This window comes from Actinomycetota bacterium (assembly GCA_030684515.1).
Lineage (GTDB): Bacteria > Actinomycetota > Actinomycetes > S36-B12 > S36-B12 > UBA11398.
Window position 1 is genome coordinate 21,271 of sequence record JAUXVJ010000017.1, and the last position, 21,236, is coordinate 42,506.

Sequence of the window (21,236 nt, forward strand, 5' to 3'; positions counted from 1 at the left end):
TCAGTTGGACACCCGAGCCGTGATGCTTGCCTTCACGGCTTCAATTGCGTCTGCAACCCCTGCCGGGTGAGTTCCGCCACCTTGGGCGAGGTCTGGTTTGCCACCGCCTCGTCCGCCCAAGAGCGGCAGCGCGGCGGCGAGGAGAATGTTGGCGCCCACTCCCAGAGCGATGGCCTGCTCGTTGGCTGCAGCAATTGCCGAGACTTTTCCGTCTGCGACAACTGTGCCAAAGAGGACTACCGGCACACCGGACCGATTTCTGCCCTTGACCTGCACGACCACTTCGCGCAATGCCGCCGCATCCATGCCCTCGGGTGCTTGGAAGGCCCACACGTGCACGGGACCGATCTCAACTGCTGCCCCGATGACGTCGTCAACACTTGCCGACAACGCAGACTTGCGCACTTTCTCCAGGTCGCGCTCGGCAGTCTTGAGCGAGGCAATCGTGCGTTCGATCCGATCAGGGATCTGCTCAGCAGGAACCTTCAGCAGTTCGGTGAGTCGATTCACGAGCACGTGTTCGCGGGCCAGGAATTGATAGGCGTCGGCTCCAACGAGAGCCTCCACCCTTCGCACTCCGGTACCGATGGAGCCTTCGCCAAGGAAGGTGACTACGCCCAATTGCCCGGACCGCTGTGCGTGAGTACCGCCACACAGTTCATGCGCCCAGTCCCCCACTGAGATGACACGTACCTGATCGCCGTACTTCTCGCCGAACAGTGCCATTGCGCCAAGGGCTCGTGCGTCCGCCTGAGACATCTGATGCGCAGTTACCGCGAGATCCTCCAACAGCACCTCGTTGACGCGAGCCTCAACGGACTGCATGACATCAGGAGCGATTGGTGTGGAACTTGGAAAATCGAAACGCAGGCGACCCGGTGCGTTCTCAGATCCCATCTGAGTGGCGGTGTCACCGAGTTCTTCGCGAAAGGCGCGATGGATGAGGTGGGTGGCCGTGTGCGCCCGCGAGATTGCCCGACGACGTTGGATATCGACGTGGCCAACGACGCTCATTCCTGAAGCGAATTCACCCGATCGCACTTCACTGCGATGGACGAAAAGCCCTGGCACGGGCATCTGTACGTCATACACCTCAGCGACAGCGCCGGTTGACGAAACGATGCGGCCACGATCACCCAGCTGCCCGCCAGATTCGGCGTAGAAGGGCGAACGATCAAGAATGATTTCCAGATGCTCACCTGCTGAAGCCGCCGCAACCGTAGCCCCATCACGCACCAGTCCGATGATGGTGGCTTCGGAATCAACCTCGGTGTAGCCGGTGAAGCTTGTGCGCCCACCTGTCTCAAGAATGTCGCGGTAGGCAGTAGTTGCCGTTAGGCCAACCTTGCGTTCGCGAGCGTCAGCCTTGGCTCGTTCGCGCTGCTGGCCCATCAACGTGCGGAAGCCTTCTTCATCAACCTGAAGTCCCTGCTCTGCCGCCATCTCCAAGGTCAGATCAATGGGAAAGCCATAAGTGTCGTGCAGTGCAAAGGCCTGTTCACCCGAAACGGTGCTGCCACCTGTTGAACGAATGCCTTGGGCTGCCGTGTCGAAGATCGTGGTTCCAGCCCGCAGGGTCTGAATGAAGACTGCCTCCTCAGCGATGGCGATCTGACGAATGCGATTGACCTCGTCATTGAGCTCTGGGTACTGCGGAGCCATCGTCAGCACAGTGGCGTCTATGAGCTCACCCATGCTGGGATCCTGAGCACCAAGCAGTCGCATGTTGCGGATGACGCGACGCATCAAACGACGCAAGACGTATCCGCGGCCTTCGTTGCCCGGCAGGACTCCGTCACCGATGAGGAAGGCACATGTACGCGCATGATCTGCAATCACTCGCAGCGCGACATCGGACTTTGGGGTGGCCCCGTACCGAGTGCCGCTCAGTTCGACTGCACGATCAAGAATTCCGCGCGTGGTGTCGATTTCGTAGATGTTGTCCACGCCCTGCAGGAGCGCTGCCATGCGTTCCAGCCCCATACCTGTGTCGATGTTCTTCGCTGGCAAATCCGCAAGGATCGGGTAGTCCTCCTTGGCTGGCCCGGCTCCACGCTCGGACTGCATGAAGACCAGGTTCCAGACTTCGAGGTAGCGATCCTCATCAGCCACCGGACCACCATCGCGACCATGCTCTGGACCACGGTCGTAGTAGATCTCCGAGCAGGGACCGCAGGGCCCGGGTATCCCCATCGACCAGAAGTTGTCGGCCATGCCGCGGCGCTGAATGCGATCAAGCGGCAAGCCCACCTGCTTGTGCCAGATGTCGATGGCCTCATCGTCATCCAGATAGACCGTCGCCCACAACTTGTCCTCGGGGAAGCCGTAGCCACCATCAGCCACCGAACTCGTCAGCAGTTCCCAGGCCATCGGAATGGCCAATTCCTTGAAATAGTCACCGAAGGAGAAATTGCCAGCCATCTGGAAGAAGGAGGCGTGCCGAGTGGTCTTGCCGACCTCCTCGATATCGCCGGTACGGACGCACTTCTGGACGCTGGTTGCCCGCGGGTATGGGGCTGGAGCCTCCCCAAGGAAATACGGCTTGAAGGGCACCATGCCTGCGTTGACGAACAACAGTGTGGGGTCATCAAGCAGCAACGAAGCCGACGGCACAATCTGGTGCCCTCGATCGGCGTAGTAGCGCAGGAAGCGACTGCGAATCTCAGCGGAATCCACGGTCAGGCCCCTTTTGATTCGTGATTGCGATCGCTGTTGAGCCGAGCTTCGACCATTGATCGCGCGGACTCCACAGCCGCAGAAGCATTGACAGCAGCTTGCTGAATGGTCATCACGATGCCACGCTCACGCGACTCATCGACAAAGCGCTGACCGCGTCGATACGCAAGGATCCCTACGGCCGCCCCGACGGCAAACCAGAACATCCTGCGCATCACAACTCTCCCTTTGGTTAAGGCTTCCAACCTTAATGCTCGGGATTCTCGTTCTGTCCGCTACGCAGTTGCGCAAGCCGTTCGGCAACCTTGGACCAAGCTGCCTCGGCGCCATGCTGTGAAGGTCGGTAGTAGCGAACTCCCTGCAGCACCTCTGGCAGATATGTCTGCGCTACCACGCCTTCTGGCAGGTCGTGGGGGTAGATGTACTGCGCGCCGTGCCCGTGATCCTTGGCTCCGGGGTAATGGGCATCGCGAAGCCAAATGGGAACTGAGCCGACCCGACCCCGACGCACATCATTTGCTGCCGCGCCGATGGCCGTGACGACTGCATTGGATTTGGGTGCGAGGGCTGCATGAATCGTGGCGTGCGCAAGGATGATCTGAGCCTCGGGCATGCCAACGATCGCCACCGACTGCGCCGCCGCCACGGCGGTCTGCAGCACTTGTGGATCAGCCATGCCGATGTCTTCGCTGGCAAGGATCATGAGCCGGCGCGCGATAAAACGCGGATCCTCCCCTGCCTCCAGCATTCTGGCCAGATAGTGCAAAGCGGCATCTGGATCACTGCCTCGCACACTCTTGATGAAGGCGCTGATCACGTCATAGTGCTGATCGCCATCCTTGTCGTAGCGCAAGGCCACATGCTGGACGGCCTGTTCAACATGCTCCAGGCAAATGACCGACGATCCAGCTGAGTCTGCCGCGATGGCCGCCGCCTCCAGGGCTGTGAGTCCTCGCCGCGCATCCCCGATACTCAGATGCACGAGATCCACCATTGCCTGATCATCGATCGCAAATCGATCGTCGAATCCACGAGGGTCATGCAGGGCTCGCCGAAGCAGCAGGTCGATATCCACGTCGGTCAGCGGCTGCAGGGTCACCACAAGGCTGCGGGACAGCAGAGGTGAGATCACAGAGAAACTGGGGTTCTCAGTTGTGGCCGCGATCAGCGTTACCCAGCCATTCTCGACTGCCGGCAACAGGGCATCCTGCTGGCTCTTGCTGAATCGATGCACCTCGTCGATGAACAGCACCGTGCCCTGCCCGCTGACCGAGGATCGGGCTCGAGCCGAATCAATGACTGCGCGCACATCCTTCACGCCGGCAGTTACGGCCGAGAGCTCTTCGAAACTGCGCCCGGAGACCAGGGACACGAGCGAGGCAAGAGTGGTTTTTCCGGTGCCAGGCGGACCCCACAGAATGACTGAGATCGCCGAGCCCTGACCCGTCAGCAGGTTGCGAAGCGGAGTACCCGGGCCTAGTGCCGCCTCTTGGCCAACGACGTCGTCAACCGACGAAGGCCGCATCCGAACAGCCAGCGGGGCAAGCGCATGGCTCTCGTCGAACAGGGTCATCGCATGGAACTAGGAGGAAACCGTATGTGCTCGCACTGGCGGGCCGTCAATGCCGGCTTCCTTGCGCTGCAGTCCGGTGATAGGCGTCGGCGCACCGGTCAAGGGATCCTGCCCGCCACCTGTCTTGGGAAAGGCAATCACATCGCGGAGCGAGGGGGCCCCTGCAAGGAGCATGCAGATGCGATCCCAGCCAAATGCAATGCCGCCATGCGGAGGTGGGCCAAACTTGAACGCTTCAAGCAGAAAGCCGAATTTGTCATTGGCCTCCTCCTGGCTCATGCCCAGCAGTCCAAAGACTCGCTGCTGCACATCAGCCTGATGGATTCTGATCGAACCACCGCCGATTTCATTTCCGTTGCAGACGATGTCGTAGGCCCAGGCCAGAGCGTCACTTGGCGCCGTCTCGAAGTTGTCGATCCAGTCATGGTTCGGCGAAGTAAATGGGTGGTGCACAGCTGTCCAGCCACCATCGTCAGTGAGTTCGAACATTGGGGCGTCCACGACCCAAAGGAAGGACCAACTGCCTTCTTCAATGAGCCCCTGACGCTCGGCAATCTCACCGCGGACAGCACCCAGCAGCATGCGTGACTCAGATGGCTTGCCCGCAGCAAAGAAGATGCAGTCGCCCGGCTTGGCGCCAGTAGCATCCACGATCCCTGCGCGCTCGTTGTCGCTGAGGTTCTTGGCCACCGGCCCGCCGAGTTCACCTTCGGCATCGACCGTGATGTAGGCCAAGCCCTTGGCGCCGCGCTGCTTTGCCCATTCCTGCCAGGCATCGAATTGCCGGCGTGGTTGGTCAGCGCCGCCCGGCATGACCACAGCACCGACGTACTCGGACTGAAATACTCGGAACGGAGTGTCAAAGAAGAAGTCGGTGAGCTCGACAAGTTCCAGTCCGAAACGAAGATCTGGCTTGTCTGAGCCAAAGCGACGCATGGCCTCGTGATAGGTCATGCGAGGAATCTCGCCAATCTCATGAGCGAGGATGCCCTGCCACAGCGCGCCAATGATGGCCTCGCCAAGTTCAATGATGTCCTCTTGCTCAACGAAGGACATCTCAATGTCGAGTTGAGTGAACTCGGGTTGCCGATCGGCTCGGAAGTCCTCGTCGCGATAGCAGCGGGCGATCTGGAAATAGCGTTCCATCCCGCCAACCATCAGCAGCTGCTTGAAGAGCTGCGGTGATTGCGGCAGGGCATACCAGTCACCTGGCTGCAGGCGAACAGGAACAAGGAAGTCACGCGCACCTTCAGGGGTCGAGCGCGTCAGTGTCGGTGTCTCGATCTCGATGAAATCCCGACCAAGGAGTACATCTCTGGCCAATTGATTGACCTTGGAGCGCATGCGAAGGGCGTCACCGGCAGATTGGCGGCGAAGATCCAGATAGCGGTACTTCAGTCGGACCTCGTCGCCCACAGCAACGCGATCGTCGATCGGAAAGGGCAGAGGCGCGGCAACTGACAGCACCGTCAGCTGGGTGGACATGACCTCAATCTCGCCGGTGGGCAGATCAGGATTCTCATTGCCAGCGGGGCGAATGCCGACCTGGCCGGTGACCTGCAGGCAGTACTCATCACGCAGGCCGTGCGCGATTTCCGGGTCGTGCACCACGACTTGGACCACACCAGAGGAGTCACGAAGATCAAGAAAGGCAACTCCACCATGGTCACGACGGCTGGCGATCCAGCCCGCCAGGGTGACGGTGGTCCCAGAGTCTGCTGCCCGCAGCGTGCCTGCCAGGACGGATCGAATCACGAATGAACTCCCTTAGTGCTGCTCAATGTCTGTTCGGCAATCTTGCCCGCCAAGGTTGGCTGCACACTCTCCCATGCCACGATCTCCTGCTCACCACGCGACATATCTCGGATCACCGACGTGCCATCGGAAAGCTCCTGCTCACCCACGACCAGTACCCAGGGCGCACCGCTGCGATCTGCAGCCTTCATAGCGCCCTTGAGCCCGCGGTCACCGAAGGCCAGATCGACCCGGATGCCGCTGCGCCGAAGTTCTGCGGCAAGTGCGACCAGCTTGCTCTTGGCCTCCTTGCCGATGGGAACGGCAAATACGTCAATCAGCGGGTCTCTACCGATGCTCAAGTGCTCTGCCTCGCACGCAAGCAGAGTTCTGTCTGTCCCAATGCCAAAGCCGATGCCTGAGAGCGCCTGACCTCCCAGGGATTCCATCAGTCCGTCATAGCGGCCGCCGCCGCCGATACCCGACTGCGCACCGAGGAGTGGATGACTGAATTCAAAGGCCGTCCGGGTGTAGTAGTCCAAGCCGCGCACAAGTGCTGGTGCTTCAGTCCACTCGACGTTGACGGCCCGAAGATGCTGACGAACCTCGTCATAGTGCTCGCGACACTCAGGGCAGAGATGATCAACCATGTATGGCGCACCCACGAGCAGCGCTTGCACTTCTGTGCGCTTGTCATCCAGGACGCGCAGCGGGTTGATTGCCGCCCGCTCGCGCGTGGCCTCATCGAGGTCGAGGGCGGCGAGAAACTCCTGGAGGAGGGCTCGATACACCGGACGACACTGAGCGCAGCCAAGAGAAGTCAGTTGCAAGGTGAACTGCTGAAGGCCAAGTGAACGAAAGCCGGCATCTGCAATGGCAATGACTTCAGCGTCGAGAGCGGGGTCCATTGATCCGATGGCTTCGACTCCGACCTGCTGCAGTTGGCGATAGCGACCCTGCTGCGGGCGCTCAGCACGGAAGAAGGGCCCGGAATACCAGACCTTCACCGGGAGTTGGCCGCGATCAAGTCCGTGCTCAATCACCAGTCGCATGACACCAGCGGTGCCTTCAGGACGAAGCGACAGCGAACGCCCACCGCGGTCCTGGAATGTGTACATCTCCTTAGCCACCACATCTGTGGACTCGCCTACCCCGCGCACGTACAAGGCAGTGTCCTCGAAGACCGGAAGTTCGACATAGCCGTAGCCAGCCATCCGGGCTGGTGCGGTCAGAGCTTCGCGCACCTCAAGAAATGCAGTACTGCGTGGCGGAAAATATTCAGGGACACCTTTTGGCGCCTGCATTTGATCCACGGTCACAGACCAGTCCGCGCCGGGAAGTACTGGTTCCCGGGCTGCAAGAAGGGATTGCTCAGTTTCTCCTGACCGATCGTGGTCTGCGGGCCGTGCCCCGGCAGCACCACCATGTCGTCATCGGCTGGCAGAACAATTCGCTGCAGCGAATCCTGCATCAATTGCATGCTTCCGCCGTCAAGATCAGTTCGGCCGATGCTTCCGGCGAACAGCAGATCACCACTGAACATGATGGGTGGCACCTCTGCATCGGCTTCACGTTCGAAGACGATGGAACCCTCTGTGTGGCCAGGAGCGTGACGAACGAGCAATTGGATGCCGGCCAGGTCGAGCACCTCGTTGTCAGCAAGGAGGCGCACATCTTCTGGTTCAGTGAGCTCCAATGCGCCCTTGGTCATCCGGAGCAAGGATTCGCGGTTGGCATTGATCGTGGATCCCGCCAATTCGGCCAGCCGGTAGCGATCGTCAGCGTGAATATAGGCCGGAATCCCAAAATCGTGACTCAACGGCGCTACCGACCAGGCGTGATCCAGATGCCCATGGGTGATGAGCACTGCCGCCGGCTTCAGTTTGTGCTCACTGATGATCTGCATAAGGCCGTCGATGGAGTCCTGACCGGGGTCGATGATCAGGCAGGGCTCTCCTGGCGCTGAGGCCATGACGAAGCAATTGGTGCCAAAGGAACCCGCAGGGAAGCCAGCCACAATCACCCGGGCAGCCTAGTCCGGAGACGGCCCGTGAATACACTCCGCTGGTGACCAGTAGCAACAAACGCGAGCGTGAACTAGCCCGGGCGAAATATGAGCGCCAGCAAGCCCGAAGGACACAGCGTCATGCCCATCGTCGACGCAACCAGAAGATCACGGCCGTTGTCGTTGTCGTGGCAATGGTGCTCGCCTTCGGTGGCTGGGTGCTGTTCAGCATCGTTGTGAATGACGACACGAATGCACCAGTAGCCGAGGCTTCCCCAGCAGCAGTGGCCAGCTGCACGGAGGCGACGCCCTCCACGGCGAGCCCGCAGAACTTTGCTGATGCTCCGAAGGTTGATCCGAGCATTGCGACAGGCACGACCATCACCTTTGCCACCAATTGCGGCGACATCGTTGTGCAGACTCTTCCAAAACTCGCGCCGGCAACCGTGACTTCTGAAGTCTTTCTTGCCAACAAGGGCTTCTACGACATGACTCCCTGCCATCGCCTGACGACTGCTGGCATCTTCGTACTGCAATGCGGCGACCCAACCGGATCAGGTTCTGGGGGTCCCGGGTACACGGTTCCCGACGAGAACCTGCCCCCCAAGGGCAGCACGGTCTATCCAGCCGGGACAGTCGCCATGGCCAATGCCGGTTCAGGAACCTCCGGTTCACAGTTCTTCATCGTCTACGAGGACTCCCCTCTTGGCCCGGACTACACGGTGTGGGGCAAGGTCATTTCCGGCCTCGATGTCGTGAAATCAGTCGCCACAGCAGGGGTAAATGACGGCAGCGGCGACGGTGCTCCAACGCAACCAGTGGTGATCCAGCAGGCAACTGTGAGCACCCCCTGATGATCCCGGTAGCGTGAGCACCCCTAGGGAAGGCACTTCATGACCGAGCTTGTACCCGGCGCGATACCGACGCCAGCGGTACTGCGACGTCCAAAACCAGCCGTCGAGGCTGGGCCGCCAGCCAGCGACCCGAGCAAATTTGGTCGAGTTGAGGCCGACGGGACCGTGGTGCTCCTTGCCCCCGAGGGCGAAGTAGTGGTCGGGCAATGGGTTGCCGGACCACCCGCCGAAGGCTTGGCGTTCTTCGGACGCAAGTACGACGACCTGATCGTGGAATTGGATCTGACTTCTCAGCGGCTGGCTGATGGCCGGGCGACTGCAGATCAGTCCACCGCTGCCTTGACGCATGTGCGTGCCGCCATTGCAGCCCACGCCTATGTCGGCGATACCGCTGCCCTGCTCCAAAAGGTGGCCTTGCTGGAGGAAGCCATCACTGCTGCGAAGGCAGCTGCCTTGGCAGCGCGCGCGGCACAGAAGACACAGGCGCTTGCGGTGCGCGAGGCGCTCGCGGTTGAGGCAGAGTCGCTCGCGTCCAGCACTGCCTGGAAGACCACAAGTGAGCGCTTTGCCAGCATGATCGATGACTGGAAAGCCCTCCCCCGGATGGATCGCAATTCTGAGCAGGAAGTCTGGAAGCGCATCAGCACCGCCCGAGCGACTTTCGACAAACGCCGACGCGCTCACTTCGCTGAGGTCGAGGTGCAGCGCAAGGATGCAACCTCACGCAAGCGCGAACTCATTGCTTCTGCCGAGGCACTGGCTACCTCCACGGACTGGGTCAACACCTCGCGAAAACTTCGCGATCTGATGCAGGAGTGGAAAGTTGCTCCGCGGACGTCCAAGCGCGACGAAGACAAGCTCTGGAAGCGTTTCAAATCCGCTCAGGATGCCTTCTATGAGGCTCGTACTGCGGCTGAGACCGCTGTCGAAGCTGAATTGAAGATCAATGTGCCTGCCAAGGAAGCGCTGGTTGTTGAAGCAGAAGCGCTCCCCACTACAGACCTCAAGGCTGCCAAGCAGTCTTTGCGATCGATTCAGGATCGCTGGGACAACCTGGGTGACCTGCCCAAGCCCGATCGTGATCGCCTTGAGAACCGATTGAAGAAGGTCGAAGAATCCATTCGCCAAGCCGAGGCAAAGGCCTGGAAGAAGAGCAATCCGGAGGCCCGGGCTCGCGCCGAGTCCACTGCCAACGCCTTTGCTGATGGTCTGGCCAAACTTGAGGCGCAACTGGCCGCAGCACAGAAGGCCGGCAAGGCTGCTGATGTGGCCAAACTCCAGGCTTCGGTTGACTCAACCAAGGCGCTGCTCAATGCGGCATCATCGGCAGCTCAGGAATTCAGCAGCTAGCTCATTTCGAGATCACACTCGATAGGCGTCGTAGACGCCTTCGACGTTGCGCACGGCCTTCAACACCGAACCCAGATGCTTGGGATCAGCCATCTCGAAAGTGAAGCGAGACATCGCGATACGGTCTCGGGTGGTCGTGACTGACGCGCTCAAGATATTGACATGGGTGTCGGAAAGTGCCCGGGTCACGTCAGACAACAGTCGGGCACGGTCAAGGGCTTCGATCTGAATATTCACCAGGAAGACACTGCTGGCAGTGGGAGACCATGACACCGCGACCATGCGATCGGGTTCGCGCTCAAGCTCTGGCACATTGACGCAGTCATTGCGGTGCACAGACACCCCGTTGCCACGCGTTACGAAGCCGACGATTTCGTCGCCTGGTACCGGCGTGCAGCACTTGGCCAGTTTCACCCACACGTCATCAGTGCCCACCACCATGACACCAACGTCAGAGGCACTGCGCGTATCGCGCCGTTGTGCCCGAGCGGGTGTAAGAGTCTCGGCCGCATCGTCATCAGCCTCTTCGACACCGCCAACCGATTCGACCAGTCGCTGCACGACTGAGGACGCACTGACTTTGTTCTCGCCGACTGCTGCGTACAGGCCAGAGACATCGGTGTGGTGCAGATCAAGCGCAATGGCGTTAAGTGCCTGGGTGGTCATCAACCTCTGCAGTGGCAGACCCTGCTTTCGCATGGCCCTGACGATTGAGTCCTTACCCTGCTCAATGGCTTCGTCTCGGCGCTCACGCGAGAACCAGGCCTTGATCTTGCTCCTGGCTCGCGCTGATGCGACGAAGGACAGCCAGTCGCGACTTGGCCCTGCGCCTTCGGCTTTGGAGGTGAAGATCTCGATGACATCACCATTGGCAAGAGGGGATTCAAGTGGCACCAATTTGCCGTTGACGCGCGCGCCGACGCATCGATGCCCGACTTCGGTATGCACGGTGTAGGCGAAGTCCACTGGAGTGGCGCCAGTAGGCAGTGCAATGACATCACCCTTGGGAGTGAACACGAAGACTTCGGAAGAACCCAGGTCGTAGCGGAGCTGATCCATGAACTCATCTGGATCCTCAGTCTCTCGCTGCCACTCAACAAGCTGGCGCAGCCAGGCAAAGTCGTCAGGGCCCTGCTTCTGTGCGGCATCTCCTTGCTTGTAGCGCCAATGCGCGGCCACTCCGAACTCCGCGCCTTGATGCATCTCGACGGTGCGAATCTGCAATTCCACAGGTTTGCCACCTGGGCCAATGACCGTCGTGTGCAGGGATTGGTACATATTGAACTTCGGCATGGCAATGAAGTCCTTGAACCGGCCCGGCATCGGACTCCACTTTGCGTGGATGATGCCCAGGACGCTGTAGCAATCCCGTACATCTTCCACGAGAATGCGCACTCCCACGAGGTCATAGATGTCAGCGAAGTCCCGACCGCGCACGATCATCTTCTGATACACCGAGTAGTAGTGCTTTGGACGACCGGTGACTGTTGCCTTGATCTTGCTCTGTCGAAGGTCGGCTTCGATGTCGGTGATGATCTCGTCGACAAACAGATCACGTTGGGGTGAACGCTGCCCGACCAGCCGCACTATCTCGTCGTACATCTTTGGATAGAGCGTGGCAAATGCCAGATCTTCCAACTCCCACTTCACAGCATTGATGCCCAGGCGGTGCGCGAGAGGTGCGTAGATCTCAAGAGTTTCGCGAGCTTTGGCCTGCTGCGACTCCTCGCTCATCCAGCGCAGAGTGCGCATGTTGTGAAGGCGATCGGCCAGTTTGATCATCAGTACCCGGATGTCTCGCGCCATGGCCACCACCATCTTGCGGACTGTTTCAGAAGTTGAGGCATCGCCGTATTTGACTTTGTCGAGTTTGGTCACACCGTCAACGAGTGCTGCGACCTCATCGCCAAAATCCTCGCGCAGAGAATCCAGTGAGTAGCCGGTATCCTCGACAGTGTCGTGCAGCAATGCCGCCGCCAGTGTCGTCCCGCCCATGCCCAGATCGGCCAGAATCTCTGCGACCGCAACAGGATGGGTGATGTAGGCATCTCCGCTTCGACGACGCTGCTCTCGATGAAGATAGGCGGCCGTCTCATAGGCGCGCTCCACCAGGCGGGCGTCTGCTTTGGGGTGGTACTTGCGCAGGGTGCGCAGCAGTCGATCCAACTCAGGATGTTGGCGTCGAGGGCCGCCGAACAGCGGCAGACGTGAGCGACGCGAAGGATTCTCAGGCGCGACAACAGCCGGAGCCGGTGACAACTCCGTGGGAAGCGGTGCTTCCGTGCTCACGGTGCTCCTCGCGTGTGGGGATAGTGCAGTTTAGAACCCTCAGGCGGAAAGTAATGACACGACTGGAACTCCACGTGCAGAGCACATGTCCCGCCCGCCCAGGCTCTGGATCTCCATGACGACAAGCACGGCAGTCACCTCGGCACCCGTCAGCCGCACAAGATCGATGCAGGCGGCTGCTGTGCCGCCAGTGGCAAGCACGTCATCCACGATCACGATCTTGCGTCCGGGGCCCAAAGCATCCTGATGCAATTCAAGAGTTGCATTGCCGTACTCAAGTGCATAGTCCTGCGCATGCACGGCTCCGGGCAGCTTGCCCGGCTTGCGCACGGTGACGAAACCGGCACCACGCACTTGAGCCAGCGCCGCCCCATAGGGGAAACCGCGGGCCTCAATTCCGACTACTTCATCAACGGGCCCTTCGCCCAATTGGGCATCCAGCTCGGCGATGGTGCAAGAAAAGGCGCGACCGTGGGCCATGAGTCCAGTGAGATCCTGAAACCTCACTCCCGGCATCGGCCAATCATCTATCTGACGAATCTGCGACCGAAGCAATTGTTCTACCTCAGGAAGCATCAGGACTTCTTCGGCCGCTTCGAACGAGGGGCTCGTTTTGGCTGCTGTCGAGGACCAGCTTCGACAAGAGTTGTGACTTCACCCTGCTCATCTGCTGCCGCGTCAGTGCCCTTGGCGCTCTTGGCACTTTGAGCCCGACGCGCATACACGCGATTGGACAAGGCGATGATCTGTGGCTCCTTCTCCTTCAACTGAACGAAGAAGGGAGTCGCAACAAAGATCGACGAATAGGCACCAACGGCCATGCCGACTGCCAGCGCCACTGCAAGATCCAAGAGAGTGCCGGCGCCAAGCACGCCTGCGCCCACGATGATGATGGCAAGGACAGGCAACAGGGCCACGATCGAGGTATTGATGCTTCGCACCAAGGTTTGGTTCACAGCCAGGTTCGCCGATTCGCCAAAAGTCATGACCGATTGCGCCGTGATATTTCGCGTGTTCTCACGCACCTTGTCGAACACCACGATCGTGTCGTACAGCGAGAAACCAAGAATCGTCAGGAAGCCGATGACAGTGGCTGGAGTGACTTCCAAACCGAAGAGTGCATACAGCCCGACTGTGATGACGAGGTCATGCGCCAAGGCCAGCAGACCCGCAACTGCCATGCGCCACTCAAAGTAGATCGACATGAACAGCGCGACAAGGAGCAGGAAGACCACGAGGCCCTGGAGGGCCTTCTTGCTGATCTCACTGCCCCACGAAGGCCCCACCACCTGAATCTTGATGGTGTCCACACCGACGCCGCAGGTCTTGGCCAGGCTGGCGGCAAGGACGGTGCTCTCAGCCGGTGTCAACGACTCTGTCTGGACTCGAACAGTGCCATTGCCAGCCACGGTGACGATTGCCTGTGAACCTGTCTGGGCTTCGGCAACCACCCGAGCCTGCTCCACCGAGCACGTCGCGTTGGGGACGCCGAAATCACCGCCGCCGCGAAACTCGATGCCGAGGTTGAGGCCACCTCGCAGCACAAGTGACCCGATGGCCACCAGAAGGATGATGCTGGAGACGATGTACCAGGTCTTGCGGCGACCAACGAAATCGACGGAGCTCTCGCCGTTGTACAGCCGTTGACCAAATCCGGAGAAGCGACTCATGACGACACCTCCTCAGTAGCTGGAATGGCTTTTCGCCTGCGCGATGCAAGAGTCTCAGCCACCTTTACAGGTGCAGTGCGCGCCGCATCAAGCCCGCTCCAGCGACCAGCGCGCTGCATCCAGGAAGTCCGACCCAATAGCACAACCACAGGATGGGTGAACAGGAAGGCGATGATGACATCGATGATGGTCGTGAGTCCAAGGACGAACGCGAATCCGCGCACGCTTCCCACCGAGAGCAGATACAGCACCACTGCTGCCATCAGCGACACGAAGTCAGCTGCCAGCAGAGTTCGCCGGGCGCGGACCCAGCCGTTCTCGCACGCCTGCCGAAGGGTGCGACCATCGCGTAGCTCATCGCGAATTCTTTCGAAGTACACAATGAAGGAGTCAGCGGTGATTCCGATGGCAACAATTGCGCCGGCGACACCGGACAAGGTGAGAGTGAGCCCAACCGTCTTGCTCATCACGATGAAGACGAGATAGGTCACCACGCCTGCGAGAACCAACGAGACACTGGCCACGACCCCAAGCAGGCGGTAGTAGAACAGCAGATACAGGATGACCAGGAAGAGGCCAAGAAGGCCGGCGATGATGCCAGCCTGCAGCTGATCGCTTCCAACTGTCGGGGAAACAGATGTGACGTCGACAGTTTCCAAGGTGACCGGAAGTGCGCCGTACTTCAGAATGTTTGCCAGGTCGGTAGCTTGCTCAATGCTGAAATTGCCCTCGATCTGAGCGGTGCCTCCGAGGATCGCCTCATTGAATCGAGGCGCTGAGGTCACCACGCCGTCAAGGACGATTGCAAAGGCGTTACAGGGAGACTGCCCGCCGATTGAGCAGTCCGGTAGCGCCGACAGCGTGGTGGAAGCCGAAGCCAAGGCCTTGGCACCCTCGGAGTCAAAGCCCAATGAGACGACGAAGGTCACGCCGTTGGTCGGCAGTTGAGCGCTTGCGCTGGTGACATTGGTGCCCTTGATGAATGCAGGCTGGAGCACGTACTTGGCGGTGCCGTCCTTGGAGCAGGTGCCCAGCCACTTGGCCGGGTCATCGGGAGTGCCCCCGGCAATAGTCAATGGATTGGTGCAGTCCAATGCCAGAACAGCCTTCTCAAATGCAGCGTCGGACTTTACTGACTGCACTGGAACAGTGCCAGCCTTCGCGCCCTTGTCCAATGTCGCGGTCGGCGGCAGCACTGCGTACACAGGGCGAAAATCCAGCAGGGCTGTGCGCTGGACCAGATCAACGAGTCGTTCTGGATTGCTGCCTGGGACCGAAACGATGATCGCAGCGCCTGAACCACTGCCTTGAGTGGTGACTTCGGCCTCCACAACACCGAGACCATCGACACGATTACGAAGGATTGTGACGGTCTGCTGCAACTGCTCGTCGGTGATCTCTGCACCCTCATTGACCGGTTTCGGAATCAGGATGACCTGAGTTCCGCCTTGCAAGTCAAGACCCAGTCGGACCGTGCTGTCGGTACCGGGGAAGAAAGCCCAGACCGCCAATCCGAGCACCAGCACGAGCAGCGCTGCCAGCGAACGCCAAGGATGGCTGATCGAGCGAGGAGGAGCCATCAGATGCCATCCTCCTGGGAATCTCCGTTGGGAGCCTCAGCAGACTGGGGAACAATGACGCGGCCAACGGCTGCGGGCAGCATCTGAATGACCACATTCGGCGCGATCTCGACGTGAATCACTTCACCCTCAACCGAGGTGATGGTGCCGAAGATTCCGGAGGTGGTCATCACGCGGACGCCTGGAACCAGGGACGTCTGCATCTGCATCTGCATCCGCTTGCGAGCCTGACTGGGCCGGATGAACAAGAAATAGAAGGCCGCAATGATGATGACAATGGGTAACAAACCCGACAAACTTTCCACAATTCTCCTGACACGCGGCGACTAGCCATTCACCTTAACCCTCAAGGTCGAGGGTGGGCTGCAAGGGCATGGCCGGTGTCAGCCCCAAATGCTGCCAAGCCGTGGCCGTGGCCACTCGCCCTCGGGGCGTCCGCACGATCATGCCCAAGCGCACCAGGAAGGGCTCAGCCACCGTTTCGATGGTCTCAGGCTCCTCGCCGATGGCAACGGCCAATGTGGACAGCCCTACCGGGCCACCCCCGAAACGCTTGATCAATACCTCGAGAACTGCTCGGTCGATGCGATCCAGTCCAAGGGAGTCCACTTCGTACAGGTCCAGCGCGGCATGCGCTGTTGCAAGATCAACTTGACCCTCACCGTGCACCTGTGCCCAGTCGCGCACTCGTCTCAACAATCGGTTTGCAATGCGAGGCGTGCCACGACAACGACCTGCGATCTCTGCTGCCCCTTGTTGATCCAGCGCCACGCCGAGCAATTGAGCTGACCTCTTGAGGATCACTTCGAGGTCGGGAGGGTCGTAGAAATCAAGGTGCGCAGTGAAGCCGAAGCGGTCGCGAAATGGGCTCGGCAATAACCCTGCGCGGGTAGTGGCTCCAACCAAGGTGAACGGCTCGATTTCAAGTGGAATCGCCGTGGCACCCGGTCCCTTGCCCAACACCACATCGACGCGGAAGTCCTCCATTGCCATGTAGAGCAGTTCTTCAGCCGGTCGCGCGGTGCGATGAATCTCGTCAAGGAAGAGCACTTCCCCAGGTTGCAGACTGGAGAGAATGGCAGCCACATCACCCGCGTGCTGGAGTGCAGGCCCTGACGTGATGCGCAGGGGAGCATTGAGCTCGGCGGCAATGATTCCGGCCAGTGTGGTCTTGCCAAGTCCAGGCGGACCACTGAGCAGCACGTGGTCGGCCGGCCGTCCCCGCTTGCGGGCTGCTTCAAGTACGAGTCCAAGTTGGGACTTGACTCTGGTTTGCCCAACGAATTCCGAAAGATGCTTGGGACGAAGAGCACCTTCAACGAGCGAATCCTCTGGCTCGAGCTCGCCGTCGACCAGGCGTTCGTTCATGCTCGATCCAGACTTTGCAGTGCAGCCTTGAGGAGCGCGGCAATGTCTGGCTGCCCGTCCTGCAATTGCGCAGCCGCGAGTGGAGCCACCCCGTCGGCGGCCAACTCTGCTTCGCGGTTGGTCCAACCAAGGGAGACCAGGCCGGCGGTCACTGATGAGTGCCAATCAGCTCGTGCATCCTCGAAAGTCAAAGCGGCGCTGGACGACAGCGGCCCGAGTTTGTCCTTGAGTTCGAGCACTAAGCGCTGGGCACCCTTGCGTCCGATACCTGGGACCTTCACCAGGGCATTGAGATCATCGTGCGCGATCGCGCGCCGAAGCTCGTCTGGCGAAAGCGTGCCCAACACAGCCAACGCAATCCGCGGGCCGATGCCGGTGACAGTCTGGACTTGCTCGAACACGCTTCGCTCTGCCGCGTCAGTGAAGGCATACAGGGTCCAGCCATCCTCGCGAACCACGAGGGAGGTCAACAACTCTGCTCGATCACCGACTCGCAGCGACAACGCCGTGGTCGACGTGCACGTTGCCGAGAGACCTACTCCCCCGAGATCAATCACTACCGAATCAAGGCTCACCGCCTGAACCACTCCTCGAACAAAGGCAATCACTTCAGACTCCGCGTGCCGCTGCAGCGAGGCGCCGCTTGGCTGTGCCACGCCAGACATCGCAAATGGCAATTGCCAAAGCGTCAGCAGCATCGGCGGGTTTGGGAGGTTCTGTCAGGCCGAGCAGTTTGGTCACCATGAAGTTGACTTGCGTTTTGTCTGCGCGACCAGATCCGGTGACTGCAGCCTTCACTTCTGTTGGCGTATGCATGGACACCTGGATCTGCGCCCGGCCAGCGACGAGCAAGGCGATGCCGGCTGCCTGCGCTGTGGCCATCGCGCTGCGCACATTGTGCTGACTGAACACTCGCTCAATAGCTACGGCATCTGGCTTGAATTCTTCGATGAGGGCAAGCAGGCCGCATTCAAGCAGGACTAGGCGATCGGACAGTTCGGCATCCACTGGGGTGCAGACCACTCCGATATGGATGGCAGTGAGCTTTTGCCCCGGTGCTCCGTCGACCACAGCCACCCCACACCTGGTGAGTCCAGGATCCACGCCAAGCACGCGCACTGCGACTCTCCCATCGGCTCTCAGACATGACGGCAATACGTCATCGAACATCAGTTCGAACAGACTATCTGGGCAGGGACTGACACATACGCACGACGCGCGCGAATTAGTCCAACGCCGCCATGACTTCGTCGGTCACATCGAAATTGGCGAAGACGTTCTGCACATCATCGCTGTCTTCGAGGGCTTCCATCAGTCGAAAGACCTTGCGCGCGCCATCCTCGTCCAAGGGCACATGGACGCTGGGCAGGAATGTGGCATCGGCTGACTCGTACTCCCAGCCAGCTGCTTCGACGGCTGTGCGGACCGCGACCATGTCGGTGGCCTCGGAGACAACTTCGAAGGACTCGCCCAGGTCATTGACCTCATCGGCTCCCGCGTCGAGCACTGTCATCAGCAAATCATCCTCGGTCACGCCTGGACCCTTGGGCACGATCACCACACCCTTGCGATGGAACAGATAGGCGACCGAACCTGGGTCGGCCATCGAACCGCCGTTGCGCGTCATGGCTACCCGAACCTCAGAGGCCGCACGATTGCGGTTGTCGGTGAGGCACTCGATGAGCACTGCCACTCCGCTGGGGCCATAGCCCTCGTACATGATCGTCAGCCAGTCAGAACCGCCAGCTTCTGCACCGCTGCCACGCTTGACTGCTCGCTCGATGTTCTCCAGCGGCACCGAGCTCTTGCGCGCCTTCTGGATGGCGTCATAGAGGGTGGGGTTGCCGCTGACATCTGCACCACCATGTCGGGCCGCAACTTCAATATTCTTGATCAGGCGAGCAAAGAGCTTCGCGCGACGACCATCGATCACGGCCTTCTTGTGCTTGGTGGTCGCCCATTTGGAGTGACCGCTCATGCGTAGTGCCTCACTATCTCCACGAAGGTGGCATGGATGCGGTGATCGCCAGTCAACTCCGGATGAAAGGAGGTAGCGAGCAACGGTCCCTGCTGAACGGCGACAATCGTACCTGCCTGCTCACCTGCTCGCAGGGTCGCGAGGATCTCCACATCCTCACTTGCCTGCTCGACCCATGGGGCACGGATGAAGACGGCGCGCAGCGGTCCTCCAAGCAGACCCCGTATCTCGAGATCAACCTCGAATGAGTCAACCTGACGCCCGAAGGCGTTGCGGCGGACCGTCATATCGATCCCGCCGATGAACTGCTGGTCCGCGCGAGCATCCGTGACCCGATCGGCAAGCATGATCATTCCTGCGCATGAGCCAAACATGGGCAGACCAGCTTGACGCGCTTGCTGAAGCGGTTCCATCAGTCCATCGTGAACTGCCAATTTCGACATGGTGGTTGACTCACCGCCGGGAATTACCAGGCCCTGCACTGCTGCGAGATCCTCAAGGCTGGATACCGGCCGAACGGACGCACCGGCAGCTTCCAGAGAAGCGAGATGTTCGCGGATATCACCTTGCAGAGCGAGCACCCCAATGAGCGGGGCAGCAGTCACCAGCCTCGGTCCTCCAGGCGATGGTGCACGGGGATGTCTGCCACATTGATGCCGACCATTGCCTCGCCAAGTCCGCGTGAAACCTCGACTATGACATCAGGCTCGTTGAAATGCCGCGTCGCGCGGACGATTGCCGTGGCTCGCTTCAAAGCATCCTGCGGGCTGGCCACGCCGCTGCCACTCTTGAAGATGCCGGAACCGACAAACACGCCATCCGCACCAAGTTGCATCATCATTGCGGCGTCCGCTGGAGTGGCGATACCGCCGGCGGTGAACAACACCACTGGAAGCGATCCAAGTGTGGCGACCTCTGCCACCAGCGCGTAGGGAGCTTGCAATTCCTTTGCGGCCACGTACAGCTCGTCTGGTGCCATCGAACTCAGGCGATTGATCTCGGCACGGATCGTGCGCATATGGGTCACAGCATTGGAGACGTCGCCCGTACCGGCTTCACCCTTGGAACGGATCATTGCAGCGCCTTCGTTGATGCGCCTCAGCGCTTCCCCGAGATTGGTCGCACCACAGACGAACGGCACTGTGAATTGCCACTTGTCGATGTGATTGGTGTAGTCAGCAGGGGTAAGAACCTCTGATTCATCGATGTAGTCCACACCGAGGGACTGAATCACTTGGGCCTCTACGAAGTGTCCGATGCGCGCCTTGGCCATCACAGGGATCGAGACGACGTCGATGATGCCCTGAATCATGTCGGGATCAGACATGCGAGACACACCACCTTGGGCACGAATGTCTGCGGGGACGCGCTCCAGCGCCATGACGGCAACGGCGCCAGCATCCTCGGCGATCTTGGCCTGCTCGGGGGTGACCACATCCATGATGACCCCGCCCTTGAGCATCTCGGCCATGCCGCGCTTGACGCGATCAGTACCGACCAAAGGCTCAGCAGACACGTGCACCATCCTCATTAGACCGCTGGCAACCCAGCATTGACGGACCACCATCGTAGGGCCGAGGCAACAGACGGCGCAGGTGCCGTAGTCAGGACTCGATGTAGCCAAGTCCGGCAGGAAGCCGGTCGTCCATCTCCCAGGTCGTGGGCACGGGAGTATGCCCAGCCAGTCGAAACCACCGAACCAGGCGATGCTCATGAATCTGACTGCACGCAAGCACGGCGTCATTGAGAAATCTACGGCACAGCTCCACCCGACGAATTGCTGCGGACAGCTCATCGAGCAGGTCAGCCGCCATCGGGTCGTTTCGCAGCAGATTGACTTCTTCAACATCGTCGAGCGCCTGCATCAGGACTTCGGACAAGGCCGACTCCGCGGAAATGCGCTCAGCTACGTCGGCATCAATCGACAAGCGCGCGTCATGCGCAGTCTCAGCAATGAGTTCACTGGACGCTGGGTCGAGCACTTCCGCGACTGAAAGTTCGATGGCAATTGAAGATCGTCTGAGCAGTTGCGCATCCAGGGCAAATGTCGACGTCTCAATTCGCCGATGGAGTCGATCGAGGCGACCCGCGGTTGTGCTGAGGTACCACGCAAAGATCAGGACAAGGACCAGGCCAAGGGCGATCAGCCACCAATTCAT

Annotated in this window: 20 protein-coding genes; 2 read left to right on the top strand and 18 right to left on the bottom strand. The window is 60.0% G+C overall.

What is annotated here, in order from left to right:
* The 6 genes from alaS to Q8M73_08255 are packed head-to-tail and all read right to left on the bottom strand — an operon-like array spanning position 1 to position 8,006.
* Positions 1-2,676 (bottom strand): alanine--tRNA ligase, encoded by a 2,676-nt coding sequence (gene alaS, locus Q8M73_08230; protein MDP2288533.1) that lies wholly within the window; start codon positions 2,674-2,676, stop codon positions 1-3.
* A gap of 2 nt (positions 2,677-2,678) precedes the next feature.
* Positions 2,679-2,891 carry a hypothetical protein gene (locus tag Q8M73_08235; GenBank protein ID MDP2288534.1) on the bottom strand — a complete coding sequence of 71 codons (213 nt, stop codon included), beginning with the start codon at positions 2,889-2,891 and terminating at the stop codon, positions 2,679-2,681.
* Positions 2,892-2,923: 32 nt separating this feature from the next.
* Entirely contained in the window at positions 2,924-4,249 is a 1,326-nt protein-coding gene (locus Q8M73_08240; GenBank protein ID MDP2288535.1) for a replication-associated recombination protein A, read from the bottom strand.
* A 9-nt stretch (positions 4,250-4,258) separates the two neighbouring features.
* The gene (aspS, locus tag Q8M73_08245; protein MDP2288536.1) at positions 4,259-6,004 is read right to left on the bottom strand and encodes an aspartate--tRNA ligase; all 1,746 of its coding nucleotides are present in this window, start codon (positions 6,002-6,004) and stop codon (positions 4,259-4,261) included.
* The gene (gene hisS, locus Q8M73_08250; protein ID MDP2288537.1) at positions 6,001-7,287 is read right to left on the bottom strand and encodes a histidine--tRNA ligase; all 1,287 of its coding nucleotides are present in this window, start codon (positions 7,285-7,287) and stop codon (positions 6,001-6,003) included. The genes aspS and hisS overlap by 4 nt, the downstream gene beginning before the upstream one ends.
* 11 nt (positions 7,288-7,298) lie before the next feature.
* On the bottom strand, positions 7,299-8,006 hold the full coding sequence (locus Q8M73_08255; protein ID MDP2288538.1) for an MBL fold metallo-hydrolase: 708 nt from the start codon (positions 8,004-8,006) through the stop codon (positions 7,299-7,301).
* Positions 8,007-8,050: 44 nt separating this feature from the next.
* Between Q8M73_08255 and Q8M73_08260 the strand changes: the two genes are divergently transcribed.
* Entirely contained in the window at positions 8,051-8,842 is a 792-nt protein-coding gene (locus tag Q8M73_08260; protein ID MDP2288539.1) for a peptidylprolyl isomerase, read from the top strand.
* A gap of 39 nt (positions 8,843-8,881) precedes the next feature.
* Positions 8,882-10,192, top strand: a complete 1,311-nt coding sequence (locus Q8M73_08265; protein MDP2288540.1) for a DUF349 domain-containing protein — start codon at positions 8,882-8,884, stop codon at positions 10,190-10,192.
* 12 nt (positions 10,193-10,204) lie between these two features.
* Here Q8M73_08265 and Q8M73_08270 read toward each other — a convergent pair whose 3' ends face one another.
* The 12 genes from Q8M73_08270 to Q8M73_08325 all read right to left on the bottom strand — a co-directional run bounded on the left by Q8M73_08270 (position 10,205) and on the right by Q8M73_08325 (position 21,236).
* Positions 10,205-12,397, bottom strand: coding sequence for a bifunctional (p)ppGpp synthetase/guanosine-3',5'-bis(diphosphate) 3'-pyrophosphohydrolase (locus Q8M73_08270; GenBank protein ID MDP2288541.1), 2,193 nt, complete (start codon positions 12,395-12,397; stop codon positions 10,205-10,207).
* 123 nt (positions 12,398-12,520) lie between these two features.
* Positions 12,521-13,057, bottom strand: coding sequence for an adenine phosphoribosyltransferase (locus Q8M73_08275; GenBank protein ID MDP2288542.1), 537 nt, complete (start codon positions 13,055-13,057; stop codon positions 12,521-12,523).
* Positions 13,057-14,151: a protein translocase subunit SecF gene (gene secF, locus Q8M73_08280; GenBank protein MDP2288543.1), complete on the bottom strand. Its 1,095-nt coding sequence runs from the start codon at positions 14,149-14,151 to the stop codon at positions 13,057-13,059. The genes Q8M73_08275 and secF overlap by 1 nt, the downstream gene beginning before the upstream one ends.
* Positions 14,148-15,731 (bottom strand): protein translocase subunit SecD, encoded by a 1,584-nt coding sequence (secD, locus tag Q8M73_08285; GenBank protein MDP2288544.1) that lies wholly within the window; start codon positions 15,729-15,731, stop codon positions 14,148-14,150. Before secD ends, secF begins: the two co-directional genes overlap by 4 nt.
* The gene (gene yajC / locus Q8M73_08290) at positions 15,731-16,036 is read right to left on the bottom strand and encodes a preprotein translocase subunit YajC (GenBank protein MDP2288545.1); all 306 of its coding nucleotides are present in this window, start codon (positions 16,034-16,036) and stop codon (positions 15,731-15,733) included. Before yajC ends, secD begins: the two co-directional genes overlap by 1 nt.
* Positions 16,037-16,070: 34 nt before the next feature.
* On the bottom strand, positions 16,071-17,099 hold the full coding sequence (gene ruvB, locus Q8M73_08295) for a Holliday junction branch migration DNA helicase RuvB (GenBank protein ID MDP2288546.1): 1,029 nt from the start codon (positions 17,097-17,099) through the stop codon (positions 16,071-16,073).
* Positions 17,096-17,707 carry a Holliday junction branch migration protein RuvA gene (gene ruvA, locus Q8M73_08300; GenBank protein MDP2288547.1) on the bottom strand — a complete coding sequence of 204 codons (612 nt, stop codon included), beginning with the start codon at positions 17,705-17,707 and terminating at the stop codon, positions 17,096-17,098. The genes ruvB and ruvA overlap by 4 nt, the downstream gene beginning before the upstream one ends.
* A gap of 1 nt (position 17,708) precedes the next feature.
* The gene (ruvC, locus tag Q8M73_08305) at positions 17,709-18,218 is read right to left on the bottom strand and encodes a crossover junction endodeoxyribonuclease RuvC (protein MDP2288548.1); all 510 of its coding nucleotides are present in this window, start codon (positions 18,216-18,218) and stop codon (positions 17,709-17,711) included.
* Between the two features lie 106 nt (positions 18,219-18,324).
* Positions 18,325-19,077: a YebC/PmpR family DNA-binding transcriptional regulator gene (locus Q8M73_08310; protein MDP2288549.1), complete on the bottom strand. Its 753-nt coding sequence runs from the start codon at positions 19,075-19,077 to the stop codon at positions 18,325-18,327.
* Positions 19,074-19,682, bottom strand: a complete 609-nt coding sequence (gene pdxT, locus Q8M73_08315; GenBank protein MDP2288550.1) for a pyridoxal 5'-phosphate synthase glutaminase subunit PdxT — start codon at positions 19,680-19,682, stop codon at positions 19,074-19,076. Before pdxT ends, Q8M73_08310 begins: the two co-directional genes overlap by 4 nt.
* The gene (gene pdxS / locus Q8M73_08320) at positions 19,679-20,548 is read right to left on the bottom strand and encodes a pyridoxal 5'-phosphate synthase lyase subunit PdxS (GenBank protein MDP2288551.1); all 870 of its coding nucleotides are present in this window, start codon (positions 20,546-20,548) and stop codon (positions 19,679-19,681) included. Before pdxS ends, pdxT begins: the two co-directional genes overlap by 4 nt.
* Before the next feature lie 133 nt (positions 20,549-20,681).
* Positions 20,682-21,236 carry a hypothetical protein gene (locus tag Q8M73_08325; GenBank protein ID MDP2288552.1) on the bottom strand — a complete coding sequence of 185 codons (555 nt, stop codon included), beginning with the start codon at positions 21,234-21,236 and terminating at the stop codon, positions 20,682-20,684.